This window comes from Priestia sp. SRI_019, assembly GCF_057586255.1.
The window spans coordinates 149,728-163,705 of the sequence record NZ_JBYCZN010000003.1; the positions used below are offsets into that span (position 1 = coordinate 149,728).

12 protein-coding genes are annotated in these 13,978 nt (G+C 38.5%); 10 read left to right on the plus strand and 2 right to left on the minus strand.

Annotation, left to right across the window (positions count from 1 at the left end; translation table 11 throughout):
- The first annotated feature begins 127 nt into the window (after nt 1–127).
- The 8 genes from AC2YJL_RS19120 (at nt 128) to lrgB (ending at nt 7,398) form a co-directional block, all read left to right on the plus strand.
- On the plus strand, nt 128–433 hold the full coding sequence (locus AC2YJL_RS19120; RefSeq protein WP_195695323.1) for a PTS sugar transporter subunit IIB: 306 nt from the start codon (nt 128–130) through the stop codon (nt 431–433).
- A 13-nt stretch (nt 434–446) separates the two neighbouring features.
- Nucleotides 447–1,805, plus strand: coding sequence for a PTS cellobiose transporter subunit IIC (gene celB / locus AC2YJL_RS19125; protein WP_050689335.1), 1,359 nt, complete (start codon nt 447–449; stop codon nt 1,803–1,805).
- 13 nt (nt 1,806–1,818) lie between these two features.
- A complete protein-coding gene (locus AC2YJL_RS19130) occupies nt 1,819–2,148 on the plus strand; it encodes a PTS lactose/cellobiose transporter subunit IIA (RefSeq protein ID WP_050689334.1) in 330 nt (109 codons plus the stop codon).
- Complete coding sequence (locus tag AC2YJL_RS19135) at nt 2,145–3,473, plus strand: 6-phospho-beta-glucosidase (protein WP_487374893.1); 1,329 nt, start codon at nt 2,145–2,147, stop codon at nt 3,471–3,473. The genes AC2YJL_RS19130 and AC2YJL_RS19135 overlap by 4 nt, the downstream gene beginning before the upstream one ends.
- Nucleotides 3,474–3,593: 120 nt before the next feature.
- On the plus strand, nt 3,594–5,345 hold the full coding sequence (locus tag AC2YJL_RS19140) for a sensor histidine kinase (protein WP_251567151.1): 1,752 nt from the start codon (nt 3,594–3,596) through the stop codon (nt 5,343–5,345).
- 1 nt (nt 5,346) lies between these two features.
- A complete protein-coding gene (locus AC2YJL_RS19145; RefSeq protein ID WP_487374894.1) occupies nt 5,347–6,087 on the plus strand; it encodes a LytR/AlgR family response regulator transcription factor in 741 nt (246 codons plus the stop codon).
- Between the two features lie 162 nt (nt 6,088–6,249).
- Entirely contained in the window at nt 6,250–6,684 is a 435-nt protein-coding gene (gene lrgA, locus AC2YJL_RS19150; protein ID WP_028407516.1) for an antiholin-like murein hydrolase modulator LrgA, read from the plus strand.
- A gap of 33 nt (nt 6,685–6,717) precedes the next feature.
- Entirely contained in the window at nt 6,718–7,398 is a 681-nt protein-coding gene (gene lrgB, locus AC2YJL_RS19155; protein ID WP_050689329.1) for an antiholin-like protein LrgB, read from the plus strand.
- 55 nt (nt 7,399–7,453) lie between these two features.
- On the opposite strand, the gene AC2YJL_RS19160 is transcribed toward lrgB, so the two are convergent.
- Entirely contained in the window at nt 7,454–7,888 is a 435-nt protein-coding gene (locus tag AC2YJL_RS19160; RefSeq protein ID WP_060744843.1) for a hypothetical protein, read from the minus strand.
- 337 nt (nt 7,889–8,225) lie between these two features.
- Between AC2YJL_RS19160 and nirB the strand changes: the two genes are divergently transcribed.
- Entirely contained in the window at nt 8,226–10,571 is a 2,346-nt protein-coding gene (gene nirB / locus AC2YJL_RS19165; protein WP_487374895.1) for a nitrite reductase large subunit NirB, read from the plus strand.
- Nucleotides 10,572–10,590: 19 nt separating this feature from the next.
- Entirely contained in the window at nt 10,591–12,741 is a 2,151-nt protein-coding gene (gene nasC / locus AC2YJL_RS19170) for an assimilatory nitrate reductase catalytic subunit NasC (protein WP_230931804.1), read from the plus strand.
- A 49-nt stretch (nt 12,742–12,790) separates the two neighbouring features.
- Here the strand turns inward: nasC and AC2YJL_RS19175 are convergent, their stop codons facing one another.
- Complete coding sequence (locus AC2YJL_RS19175) at nt 12,791–13,972, minus strand: MFS transporter (RefSeq protein WP_487374896.1); 1,182 nt, start codon at nt 13,970–13,972, stop codon at nt 12,791–12,793.
- Nucleotides 13,973–13,978 lie beyond the last annotated feature (6 nt).

Consider the following 13,978-nt stretch of genomic DNA (forward strand, 5'->3'; position numbering starts at 1 on the left):
CTGAATGTTCAAACATATTTTTTCCGTTAGTAGCGGAAAAAGGTTGTGTATAAATGTAAGCGCTTTTATTTTAAGATAAAACTATCAACAAAACAGATAGCAAAATAAAAAAACGGGGGAATGACAAATGAATATTCTATTATGTTGTGCAGCTGGAATGTCTACAAGTTTACTAGTAACAAAAATGGAAAAGAGCGCTCATGAGCAAAGTACGGAGTATAAAATTTGGGCGGTTCCTGGTGACTCTGTTCGCAACCATATTGATCAAGCGGATGTACTTTTATTAGGACCTCAAGTGCGCTACTTATTGCCGCAGCTTAAGAAGCTTGGTGAAGAAAAAGGGGTGCCAGTTGACGTTATAAATCCTGTTCACTACGGAACGTGTAATGGAGAACAAGTGTTAAAATTTGCAGTTCAACTAGTTTCAAAATAGGAGTGTGGACTACATGAGCAAATTTAATAGTATGCTTGAAAGCAAAGTAATGCCTATCGCGGGAAAAATGGCGGGTCAACGCCATTTACAAGCACTTCGAGACGGTATTGTTCTGACAATGCCGCTTATTATTATCGGTTCAGTATTTTTAATACTGTCGAATTTACCGATACCAGGTTACAACGACTTTATGGCAGGGATTTTCGGAAAAGAATGGGCAACGAAAATGGCCTATCCAGTTGGAGCTACATTCGATATTATGGCGCTGCTTGCTTGTTTCGGAATAGCCTATCGGCTAGCTGAAAAATACGGAGTAGATGCTTTGTCCGCAGGGGCTATTTCACTTGCTGCTTTTTTACTTGCTACTCCGTATAAAGTGTCCTTTCTCCCAAGTGGAGCCAAAGAAGCTATTTTAGTAGACGGCGGAATTCCAACCGCTTTAATGGGAAGTAAAGGGCTTTTTGTAGCAATGATTGTCGCGATTCTCTCTACGGAAATTTACAGATGGTTTATTCAAAAAGACTTTGTCATCAAGATGCCTGATGGAGTTCCTCCCGCTGTTGGAAAATCGTTTGCTGCTCTTATTCCTGGCTTTACGGTAATAGCATTTATTTGGATTTTACGTTTGTTAGTAGAACAAACTCATTTTGGAAGTCTGCATAATATCGTTGGAGAATTGCTTGGAAAGCCTTTAGGTGTGTTAGGCGGCAGTTTAGGCGGTACGCTAGTTGCCGAGCTTGTTATTATGCTCATGTGGTCATGTGGACTTCATGGAGCGAATATTGTGGGTGGAATTATGGCTCCCATTTGGTATGGAGCTATGGATGAAAACCGAATAGCTTTTGCTAACCATGAAGCATTACCAAATATTTTTACACAGCAGTTCTTTGATATTTGGATCAATATCGGAGGCAGCGGAGCAACGTTAGCTTTAGTCGTTGCGATGATTTTAAAAGCGCGCAGTCAACAAATGAAGCAGCTTGGTAAATTAGGAATAGGGCCAGCTCTTTTTAATATCAATGAGCCAATCATCTTTGGACTTCCGATGGTGATGAATCCAATGATGCTTATTCCGTTTATTATTACCCCTCTTGTGACGGTAGTAGCAACCTATATTGCCATGTCGACAGGACTCGTAGCAAAACCAGCAGGTATTGCGGTTCCTTGGACTATGCCTCCGATTATTTCTGGCTATCTGGCAACAGGAGGGAAATTATCGGGTGCAGTTATGCAAGCTATTAACATTGGAATCTCTGTTTGCATCTACTATCCTTTCTTTAGAATGTGGGATAAACAAAAATTCACTGAAGAAAACGGTATACAGCCTGTAGCTGAAGGGGTACCAAGTGATACAAAGAAAGATATTGTGTGAGGAGGGATAAAGGATGGAAAGCATTCAAGAATATATTTTTAAATTAATCTTACACGGTGGAAACGGCAGAAGTTCAGCAATGGAAGCAATAGCGGCTGCCAAAAGCGGAAATTTCTCAGAAGCGCGTGAAAAGCTTACACAGGCTTCTGAAGAATTAAATGCCGCTCATCATATCCAAACGTCGTTAATTCAAGGTGAAATTAGAGGGGAAAGCACAGAAATTTCTCTGCTTATGATTCATGCTCAAGATCATTTAATGAATGCCATGACGGTAAAAGAAATGGCCACTGAATTTGTAGATTTATATGAAGCAATCAAAATTTCTGGGGGGATTACACTATGACAAAAGGTATTAAGATTGTAACGATTGGCGGCGGTTCAAGCTATACGCCTGAACTAATAGAAGGATTTATTAAACGATACGATGAACTTCCAGTTCGAGAACTGTGGCTAGTAGACGTGGAAGAAGGAAAAGAAAAGCTAGAGATTGTTGGGAATTTAGCGAAGCGAATGGTGAAAAAATCAGGTTTGCCAATTAGTGTTCATTTAACGTTAGATCGAAGAGAAGCATTAAAAGATGCGGATTTCGTAACGACTCAATTTCGCGTTGGCTTGTTAGACGCCCGAGCAAAAGATGAAAGAATACCGCTTAAATACGGGGTGCTTGGTCAAGAGACAAACGGACCGGGCGGGTTATTTAAAGGACTTCGTACAATTCCGGTTATTTTAGATATCTGCCGTGATATTGAAGAGTTATGTCCAGAAGCTTGGCTGATTAACTTCACAAATCCTGCAGGCATGGTAACAGAAGCTGTGCTTCGCTATAGTAACATTAAAAAGATTGTAGGACTTTGTAATGTGCCAATCGGAATGGAAATGGGCATTGCTAAGCTGCTTGATGTAGATCACTCTCGCATTCGAATTGATTTTGCTGGTTTAAATCATATGGTCTACGGATTAGATGTGTATGTAGATGGCGTAAGCGTCAAAGATCAAGTTATTGATTTACTAAGTGATCCAACTAACAGCAGCTTTGTGAAAAATGTAGCGGGACTTGGATGGGAGCCAGAATTTACAAAAGCCCTAAATGCGTTAACTTGTCCATATCACATGTACTATTATAAAACGCGTGAAATGGTAGAAAAAGAGCTTGTTAATTATGAAAAAGGTGAAACCAGAGCAGAAGTCGTAAAACAGTTGGAAAAAGAGCTGTTCGAACTGTATAAAGATCCTAATCTAGACATTAAACCGCCTCAATTAGAACAGCGCGGCGGAGCCTATTATAGTGATGCAGCCGTTCGATTGATTACATCCATTTACACGGATAAAGGCGATATTCAGCCTGTAAATACTATTAATAATGGTGCCATAGCAAGCATTCCTGCTGATTCTGCCGTAGAAGTAAGCTGTATCATTACAAAAGATGGACCGAAGCCAATTTCAGTCGGCGACCTTCCTGTACCTGTCAGAGGTCTTGTTCAAACAATTAAGTCATTTGAACGGATTGCAGCTGAAGCAGCAGTGACCGGAGATTATGATAAAGCTATTTTAGCATTAACCATTAATCCGCTTGTAGCTTCTGATAAACTAGCTAAGCAAATTGTAGATGAGATGCTAGAAGCTCATAAAGATTACTTGCCTCAATTTTTTAAACCTATTCAAGCTTAAAGTCAAGCTGTTCGAATACAGTACGTATTCGAACAGCTTTTTTATATGTGTAAAGCTAGATTTCTGCCACCATCAGTGTAACAATATAAAATAGAAACAGACAGCAAAGGGTGGCTAAAAATGATTCACTTATTAATTATGATGGTAGAACGAGTCGGAGTTATTGTCATTTTAGGTTTTTTGCTGGCACATACAAAAGTTTTTCGGCAATTTCTCCGCAAACAGCAAGGGTATAAAGGAAAAGCTGTACTTATTTTTATTTTTTCTCTTTTTAGCATTATTAGCAACTACACGGGAATTGAAATTCAAGGAACCATTATTCGAAATGAAGACTTATTATTAAAAGTAGATCCATCAAGCTCGATTGCAAATACGCGAATTATGGGTGTAGAAATGGGCGGTCTGCTTGGCGGTCCTTTTGTTGGTTTAGGAGTAGGACTACTTGCTGGCGTTCATCGCTTTATGTTAGGAGGGAGTACGGCGTTTAGCTGTGCAGTTTCGTCCGTTTTAGCAGGGGTGTTAACTGGATATATCGGCTATGCCTACCGGAAAAAACATCGAACGATTACACCGCGCTTTGCAGCACTTGTAGGCATAGCGATGGAAACGCTTCAGATGCTGATTATTTTATTATTTGCTAAACCGTTTGATTCGGCATGGACGCTAGTGAGTATTATTGCTATTCCAATGATTATTGTAAATGGCACGGGAAGCTATATTTTCTTATCTATTATTCAGTCCATTTTACGGCAAGAGGAACAAATGAGAGCGCTTCAGACACACAAAGTATTATTAATCGCGGATCAAACGCTTCCACATTTTCGTCAGGGTCTTACTAGTGAATCATGTGAAAATGTTGCAAATATTATTCATCGCTTCACAGGTACGGATGCTGTTTCGCTAACTGATACGCACAAAATTTTAGCTCATGTAGGGGAAGGAATTGATCATCACGTTCCTTCGCATAGTTTAATTACCGGGCTGTCTCACGAAGTACTGAAGACAGGAAAAATTATGAAAGCAAAATCGAGAGAACAAATTGATTGTCAGCATAAAGATTGCCCGCTTCATGCTGCCATTGTGATGCCGCTTACTTCTCACGGTACCACAATCGGAACATTAAAAATGTACTTTAAAGATGCGAGCGGGTTAAGCCGGGTAGAGGAAGAGCTGGCAGAAGGATTGGCTAAACTTTTTTCAACTCAGCTAGAGCTCGGCGAAGCAGAGCTTCGAAGTAAATTGCTAAAAGATGCGGAGATTAAAGCTTTACAGGCACAGGTGAATCCTCACTTTTTATTTAATGCCATTAATACGATATCGGCGCTGTGCAGACAGGACGTAGAAAAAGCCAGAAAGCTGCTTTTGCAGCTAAGCGTTTATTTTCGTTCTAATTTGCAAGGTGCAAGGCAGCTGTTAATTCCGTTATCAAAAGAGCTTGATCACGTTCACGCATACTTATCGCTTGAACAAGCCAGGTTCCCTAATAAATACGAAATTGACATGTATATTGAAGAAGGACTAGATGATGTCTTGCTTCCCCCGTTTATTCTTCAAGTGCTTGTGGAAAATGCCATTCGTCACGCATTTCCGCGTAAACAAAAGCACTGTTGTGTAGAAGTTTATATTGAGACAAAAGATAAATATGTATACGTAAAGGTAAAAGACAACGGACAAGGTATAGACGCAAAACGATTGCAGATGCTTGGCAATCAGCCCGTTTTTTCAGAAAAAGGAACGGGGACGGCTCTTTACAATATTAAACAACGTTTGCACGGATTATTTGGAAAAGAAACAACGCTGGAGTTTGACGTAAAAGAAGGAACAGCGGTTTCGTTTGTTATACCAATGGAATTAAAAAGCGAGGGTATGTAATATGCTGCGAGTACTAATAGTAGATGATGAAATGTTAGCACGAGATGAATTAAAATATTTATTACATCGAACGAAAGAAGTAGACTTCATTGAAGAAGCTGAAAGTATCGAAGAGGCGTTGGATAAAATGATGGATGAAAAGCCGGATTTATTATTTTTAGATATACAACTGTCAGATGACAGCGGTTTTGATATTGCTAAAAGGCTTAAAAAAATGAAAAATCCGCCAGCTGTTATATTTGCAACTGCGTACGATCAGTACGCTTTACAAGCCTTTGAAGTAGATGCAATTGATTACATTTTGAAGCCTTTTGATGAAGAAAGAGTGGTGCAGGCCATTCATAAATATAAAAAAATGCGTGTTCCTCATCCCGCTTTGAAAGAAGAAGAATTGATCGGAGAGTCTTCTTCTCAAACTGGAAAGTTAGCGATTTCTGTAGACGATTCGATTGTGTTAGTAAATATAGAGGACATCTTGTTTGTAGGGTTAATAGAAGGAGAAGTCACCATTCAGACTATAACCGAATCCTATCATACTGCTGATACGCTGGCTATGCTAGAAAAAAAGCTCCCTTCTCAGTCGTTTAGTCGTGTGCACCGCGGTTATATCGTCAACGTACATCATATTTCCGAGGTACAGCCATGGTTTAATTCTACATATAATTTAGTGATGAAAAACGATGAGAGAGTTCCTGTCAGCCGTACATATGCTAAAGAATTGAAGAAGCGTTTAGGAATTTAAGGAAAAAGCAGCTTGCGTATGCATTTTAGCAGGCTGTTTTTTGCATTTCAAGGCTCGATTTTTGTAAGTGAGCACAAATATTCGACTCTTTGATTTGAAAACGCTTTCTAATATGTTTTCATTTTATATAATGAAGTCAACAAACAGAGAGAGGTGAAAGAAATGAGTGCTAAAAAAGTGTATGGCTTTTTAACACAAGCATTTATTTTTTCCGTAATTATGTTGATTTCAGATTTTATTGCAGAGCATTTGCCTTTTCCAATGCCTGCTTCAGTCATTGGACTTGTGCTGTTATTTCTTGCACTATGCTTGAAGATTATTAAACTAGAGCAAGTTGAATCACTGGGAACGGCTTTAACTTCTTTGATCGGATTTTTATTTGTACCAGCAGGTATTTCTGTTATGAATTCATTAGGTGTTATGCAGCAGTACGGCATTCAAATTTGTTTAGTTATCATCGTGGCAACGATTATTTTGTTAGGCGTTACAGGCTTATTTTCACAGCTTATACTTGGCATGACAAAAGATAATAAAGCAAAAGAAGAAATAAAAGATGTAGCTATGAGTGAAAAAACAAAAAAACAGGGCATTGCTTAATATCAATTATAAAGAGACAAGGTGGTTGGAAAGATGAATCCGTATTTTGGAATCGTGGTTTCTTTAGCTGCGTACGGTATTGGAACGTATTTATTTAAAAAGTCAAAAGGGTTTTTCTTATTTACTCCTTTATTTGTGGCAATGGTACTCGGGATTGCTTTTTTGAAAATTGGTCACTTTTCTTATGAGGAGTACAGTAGCGGCGGAAAAATTATCAGCTTCTTTTTAGAACCAGCAACGATTGCTTTTGCCATCCCTTTATATAAACAAGCTGATAAATTAAAAAAGTACTGGTGGCAAATCCTTTCTTCTATTGCGGTAGGATCAATTTGTTCGGTAGCGATTATTTTTGCGATTGCGAAAGGTATTCATATGGATGAAGTCGTGATGAAATCAATGCTTCCACAAGCAGCTACAACAGCGATTGCGCTGCCATTGTCTCAAGATATTGGAGGTATTCCTGCTATTACTTCCTTTGCTGTTATTTTTAATGCAGTCATCGTATATGCGCTGGGCGCTTTATTTTTAAAAGTATTCAAGGTGAAGAATCCAATTTCGAAAGGATTAGCTCTTGGCACTTCTGGACATGCGCTAGGAGTAGCCGTAGGGATTGAAATGGGAGAAGTAGAGGCAGCCATGGCAAGTATTGCAGTTGTTATTGTAGGCGTCGTCACAGTTGCCGTTATTCCACTTTTTGTTCAGCTAGTCATGTAACAAAAGCCTGAAGGAGTCAGAGATTTTTTGACTCCTTCAGGCTTTTGTTTGTTAATTAATACACCACTCCAAAATGTCGTGATGCGCAGTTTTGACAGGTTGTATGGTCAAAAAGACTCTCAGGAATGATAAATTCAAAACAAAATTGACATTGTTTGAATTGACTTTGTCTATAAAACATTGTCTCTAAGAAAATAGCTGTAATATGTTCGGTTATGTGCTTAGGGGAACGTTGTTCTAAAGTGGACCATGGAATAGACTGATGCTCTATGTAAATCGGAAAGGAAGTATAGGGTGTATCCCATTGAATGGCTTGATATCCAAACGTAAGGCCATGATGAGCTGCTGATGTAAATATGATCAGGTTTTGATGGAATTCTGGCAGAGGTAATTCTAGTTTTTGATCTTTAAGCGATCTCGTTTTGGAATGAAGGTTATACAATTTAATTTGAAAATGAATCCACTGAGTGGCGTGAACAGTTATTGACATGTTTTAAACCTCCAATTCAGACTCTTTCTTTTATCATAATTGATTTCAAAATAAATAAATAGTAGGCAAAAAGAAGATAACAAAATTTTATATAGATTACTTATAAGGCGTAGGGAAAGGTGATATAAGCACAGCATCCTTTTTTCTACCCCTTTTTAAAGCATATTAATCTTCTATATAAAAGCTTGCTTTCAACGAATGGTATCGGCGTATTCCTATGCTTTAAACAGATTTTAATGTTAGAAGTTATAACAAGGTTCATTTCTTTTAGAGAAGTTTATGAAATAATAAAAAATGTATATTTTACGGTCTGAATCTATGTGTTGGAGGTTTTTATATGACGAAACAAAAGCTGATATTAATCGGAAACGGAATGGCGGGAATGCGCTGTATTGAAGAAATTCTTATTCATTCTCCAGATTGTTTTGATATTACTGTTTTTGGAAGTGAGCCTCACGTTAACTATAATCGGATTTTATTATCAACCGTTTTACAAGGCAGTACAAAGCTTGAAGATATCAATATTCATTCTTTGGCATGGTATAAGGAAAATAATATCACTTTATTTAAAGGAGAAAGCGTTACGCACATAGACACCAAGAGAAAAATAATAAAAACAGATAAAAACAGAGAGACGAGGTACGACAAGCTTATTATTGCTACCGGTTCGAGCCCGCATATGCTCCCCGTTAAAGGGCTTGAAAAAGAAGGTGTTCTCGGTTTTCGTACCATTGAAGACTGTCAGGAAATGATTGAAATTTCTAAACAGTATAAAAAAGCAGCGGTTATTGGAGGAGGTCTGTTAGGGCTGGAAGCTGCTAGAGGACTATTAAATCTAGGAATGGATGTTCAAGTTATTCACCATTCGGGTTTCTTAATGGAGCGACAGTTAGACAGAGCAGCATCTGCTATGTTAAGAGAAGAATTGGAACAGCAAGGCATGAGTTTTCTGTTAAACAAACATACGGATGAGATTATAGGGAAAAACCGAGTAGAGGGCGTCCGATTTAATGATAATAGCACAATTGCAGCTGATTTAGTTGTAATGGCTACAGGAGTGAGGCCAAATGTTAATCTAGCTAAAAAAAGCGGAATAGAGACAAATAGAGCAATTATCGTAAATGATTATTTAGAAACGAGCATTCCAGATATCTATGCAGTAGGTGAATGCGCTGAACATCGAGGGATGACATACGGTCTTGTTGCGCCTCTTTACGAACAAGGAAAAGTTTTAGCGCGACATCTTTGCCAAATAAAAAACGAAGGTTATGGCGGGTCCGTTCTTTCCACTCAGTTAAAAATATCAGGAATAGACGTGTACTCAGTCGGAGAGTTCAAGGAAAATCAAGGTGCAAAAGCTATTACGATTTCGAATATGCTAGATGGCATATACAAAAAAGTCGTTTTTCGCGAAGGGAAAATAGTGGGAGCTGTTCTTTTTGGAGATACCAGTGATGCTGTAAAGCTATCAAAAATGATTAGTGAAAAAAAGGATTTATCACAAGCAGAAAAAGTACAGTTATTTCCTTCTCAACATGAAAAAGAAAATGCAGTAGCTTCCATGTCACTTCCAGATATCGTATGCAACTGTAACGGTGTAACAAAGGGAGCTATTATTGAAGCTGTCCAGAAAAATGATTTAACGACAGTAGATGAAATAAAAAATTGTACAAAAGCTTCAGGTTCATGCGGAGGATGCAAACCTCTTGTAACAAATCTTTTAACATATATTCAAAGCGATGAGTTTGATGAAGTTATTGAAGAAAAGACTTTTTGTGCGTGTACACACTTATCAGAAGATGAGCTGGTAAGAGAGATGCAGCGATATCAATTTGAAACAGTTCAGCAAGTGAGGGAAGTGTTAAAATTTGAAAACATAAAAGGCTGCTCGTTATGTGAAGGCGGTCTTCATTACTATTTAGAAATGATGAATCCTCATCATGAAAGCGATCCACATTCTTTATTTATTACCGAGAATGAACAGGCCGTTCTGCTTCATGACGGGACTTACTCAGTGGTACCGCAAATTCACGGTGGTCTGACAAATGTACAGGAATTAAGAAACATAGCAAATGTAGCTGAAAAGTACAACATCTCTACTATTCGTTTAACAAATGATCAGCGCATTCAACTCATTGGAGTGAAAAAAGAATATCTTCCGTTGGTAAGGGAGGAAATAGATAGAGGACTTCAGCAGCTATATGAACGTACAGTTAAAAATGTATCTGTTTATATAGGAAAAGGAACGTGTATTTGTCAGTATGAACCTGCTCTTGCTTTATCAAATGAATTAGATAAACAGCTTGAATATGTAAAGACTCCATGTGATATCAAAATCAGTATTGCTTCGTGTTCTCACATTGCAGAGAGTGTAACAACAAGTGATATAGGATTAAAAAGAATAGACAGAGGATGGGAAATATATGCCGGCGGAAGCAGCGCAGAAGCTAGAAGCGGCGAGCTGTTTTATGTGGCCGAAACAAACGAAGAAGCAGTAGAAATCAGCTGTTCTTTGATTCAATATTACCGTGAAACGGGGAACTATTTAGAAACTGTCGGGACCTGGATCGAACGAGTGGGAATTGTTCATGTCAGAGAAGTTTTGTTTGAGGTAGACAATCGAGAGTATTTAATAAAGCAGCTCAGCTCAGAACGCTCTCGTGCAATCACATATTTATTATAGGAAAGAAGGGTGATCTACGTTGACTGAGATGCTATTGAAATATTTTCGTGAGCAGCAAAAGCAAGTTGAAACCGAGCGTATCTATAATACGCAGTGTCCTTACTGCAGCATGCAGTGCAAAATGCAGTTAGTTGAACAAACACATGTAAAAAGGAAAACGTATAAAACAATTGGAACAGACAACCCTACTTCTCAAGGAAGGTTATGTATCAAAGGAATGAATGCGCATCAGCATCCTTTGCATAAAGATCGGATTCAATATCCTTTATTAAAAGTAAAAGGAGAGTTTGTAAAGATTTCTTGGAAAGAAGCTCTTCACTATATTAAAGAAAACGTTACAGAGATTCAAGAGAAGAATGGAGCAGATGCGCTAGGTGTTTATGGAAGTGCTTCTATTACAAATGAAGAAGCTTATTTATTAGGGAAATTCGCTCGAGTTGCGTTAAAGACAAAGTATATTGATTACAATGGACGCTTATGTATGTCGGCTGCTGCTTCTGCTGCTAGTAAAACATTTGGCATGGACCGAGGATTTACGAATAGCTTGCAAGAGATTCCGTTTACTGAATGTATTATGTTAGCTGGAACAAATATTGCGGAATGTCAGCCAACGATTATGCCTTATTTTGAGAAAGCAAAAGAAAACGGAGCTTTTATTATTGCAATTGATCCAAGAGAAACCGCTACAACTAAAATAGCTGATTTACACTTGAAACTTAAACCGGGGAGCGACGCGGCATTAGCCAATGGAATCTTGAAGGTCCTTATCGAAGAAGAGTATCTAGATGAACGATTTCTACAAGAACGTGTCAATGGATTCGAAGAAGTAATTCAATATGTGGCGTCTCTAGAATTTAATATCATTGAAGAAATAACGGGAGTGCCACTTAAAGAGATGTACCAAGCTGCCCGTATGTTTGGTCAAAGAAAAACGGGAATGATTTTTACTGCTAGAGGGGTAGAGCAGCAAACAGACGGAAGTGCTGCGGTGCAAAATTTTTTGAATATTCTACTTTCCGTTGGGAAAATCGGTAAACCTCGCTGCGGATATGGGGCCATTACCGGTCAAGGAAATGGGCAAGGAGCCCGAGAGCATGGTCAAAAAGCCGATCAGCTTCCAGGCTACCGTTCAATCGAAAATCATGAGCACCGGATGTATATAGCAGATGTGTGGAACATAGAGGAGAAAGATCTTCCTAGAAAAGGTGTTTCTGCATATGAGATGATTGAAAAAATTCATGACGGTGAAATTAAAGGGCTGTTTTTGATGTGTTCAAATCCAACAGTTTCAAATCCAAACGCTAATTTTGTTAAGAAGGCTTTTGAAAAGCTTGAATTTCTAGTGGTAGCAGATATGTTTGAATCAGAAACGGCAAAATTAGCAAACTTGATCTTACCAGCATCTTCCTACTTGGAAGATGAAGGAACCATGACAAATGTAGAGGGAAGAGTTACATTACGCGAAGCTAGCTTTCCATGCCGCGGCGAAATCAAACACGACTGGGAAATACTATGTGAAATTGCTAAAGTTTTAGGGAAAGAGGAATATTTTTCGTTTTCATCAGCTGAAGAAATATTTAATGAACTGCGAATGGCAAGCAAAGGAGGAATCGCTGATTACTCCGGTATTACGTACGAACGATTACGAGAAGAAAAAGGAATTTTATGGCCATGCAGAAGCTTAACAGATAAAGGAACCGAGCGCCTGTTTGAAACACATTTTGCTCATAGTGATGGAAAAGCGATGATGGTCCCTGTCTCGAATCAAGCTATTGTACCTAAAGCAAAAATAACGGAAAAATATCCTCTCTATTTAACAACGGGAAGAGTGATGTCGCACTATTTAACGGGTGTACAAACGCGAAAAAGTGCGTCTTTATCTGCTAGAAATTTCGAATCTTTTATGGAAATCCACCCTTCAACAGCGAAAAAATATGAAATTTCGAATCAAGAATTAGTACAAATTGAATCTTCATATGGAAGGATTGTGGTAAGAAGCAAATTTTCAGAGGGCATTCGGCCAGATACCGTATTTGTTCCTTTTCACTGGGCGGATTCTCAAAATGTTAATAATCTTGTTTCTGAAAAATTAGATCCCGCCTGTAAGATGCCAGGGTTTAAAGTAAGTGCTGTGAATATTAGCCCTTCTGTAAAAAGAAGCAGCTATTAAAAATGCTGATGCAAAAAGCCTCTTGAAAAAAGAGGCTTTTTGCATGGAATCAGGCAAGGTGCTTTTGGTTAATACGTACATCTTGTTTTTTGAATCCAGAATAATTTAGTAAGAGACAGAATAGGGCAAAAAGCGCTAGTAAAGAAAAACCGACAACGTAATCTCCGCTTGTATCTTTTATAAAGCCTAGCACAATAGGAGGGAAAAAGCCGCCTACTCCTCCGAATGCTCCTACGATCCCGGTGACAGCTCCAATATTTCCTGTTGAAACAGATGGAACCATTTTAAAAACAGCTCCATTTCCGATACCAAGAGTGATGGCTGCAAGTAAGCAACCTACGCTAAATAGGGAGAAGGCAGTGATGGTAAATGCAATAAATAACCCTATTAGTAGCATTCCGGTAAAGACGAAGGTAAGTACTTTTTTTGCTCCGAATACATCCGATAAATACCCTCCAAGAGGCCGTACAAACGTTGCTAGTATGACAAATATAGCTGTTTTCAGCCCACTGTCTACAGTTGAAGCATTAAATTGATCATGCAAAATGGTAGGAAGATAGATGCTGAACGTTACAAACCCACCAAATGTTAAAAAATAGAAAACGGATAAAAACCACGTTTCTTTAAATTTTAATACCGATAAAGATTCCTGTAGCGTTTTGGGGGAAGTAGCAGAAGGGTGGTCTGAAGTTCCTACCCATAATAAAAGAGCCATTAAGGCTACCGCAATTGCTAAACTCCAAAATACCCAAGGCAAGCCAAAAGAAGAAAAGATAAGTGGAATACTAAAGCTTGCTACCGCCGATCCTAAGTTGCCCATCCCGGCAATTCCTAAAATAAAACCTTGTTTTTGAGGTGAATACCATTTAGAGACATATGTAATGGAAATAGCAAATGTTGTTCCAGCCATGCCAATAAAAAATGCCCAAAAGAGCAGCATGGTATAAGAATGAGTAAAGCCTGCACAAACGGTAGGGAGTAGAAGAGCCAGCATCGTCAAAGAATACACTTTTCTTCCTCCGAAGCGATCTGTTAAAATCCCCATCGGAATTCGCATCAGAGAACCTAATAAGACGGGAGTGGCAATTAAGATACTTTTTTCAGCATTGGTTAATGAATACATCACCTGAATATCTGCAGCGATAGGTGCGAAGACAGACCATACTGAAAAAGCAATAATCATAGATAAAGTCGAGATAAGAAGTACAGATAAGGGCCGTTTAGAAAACATTACTTA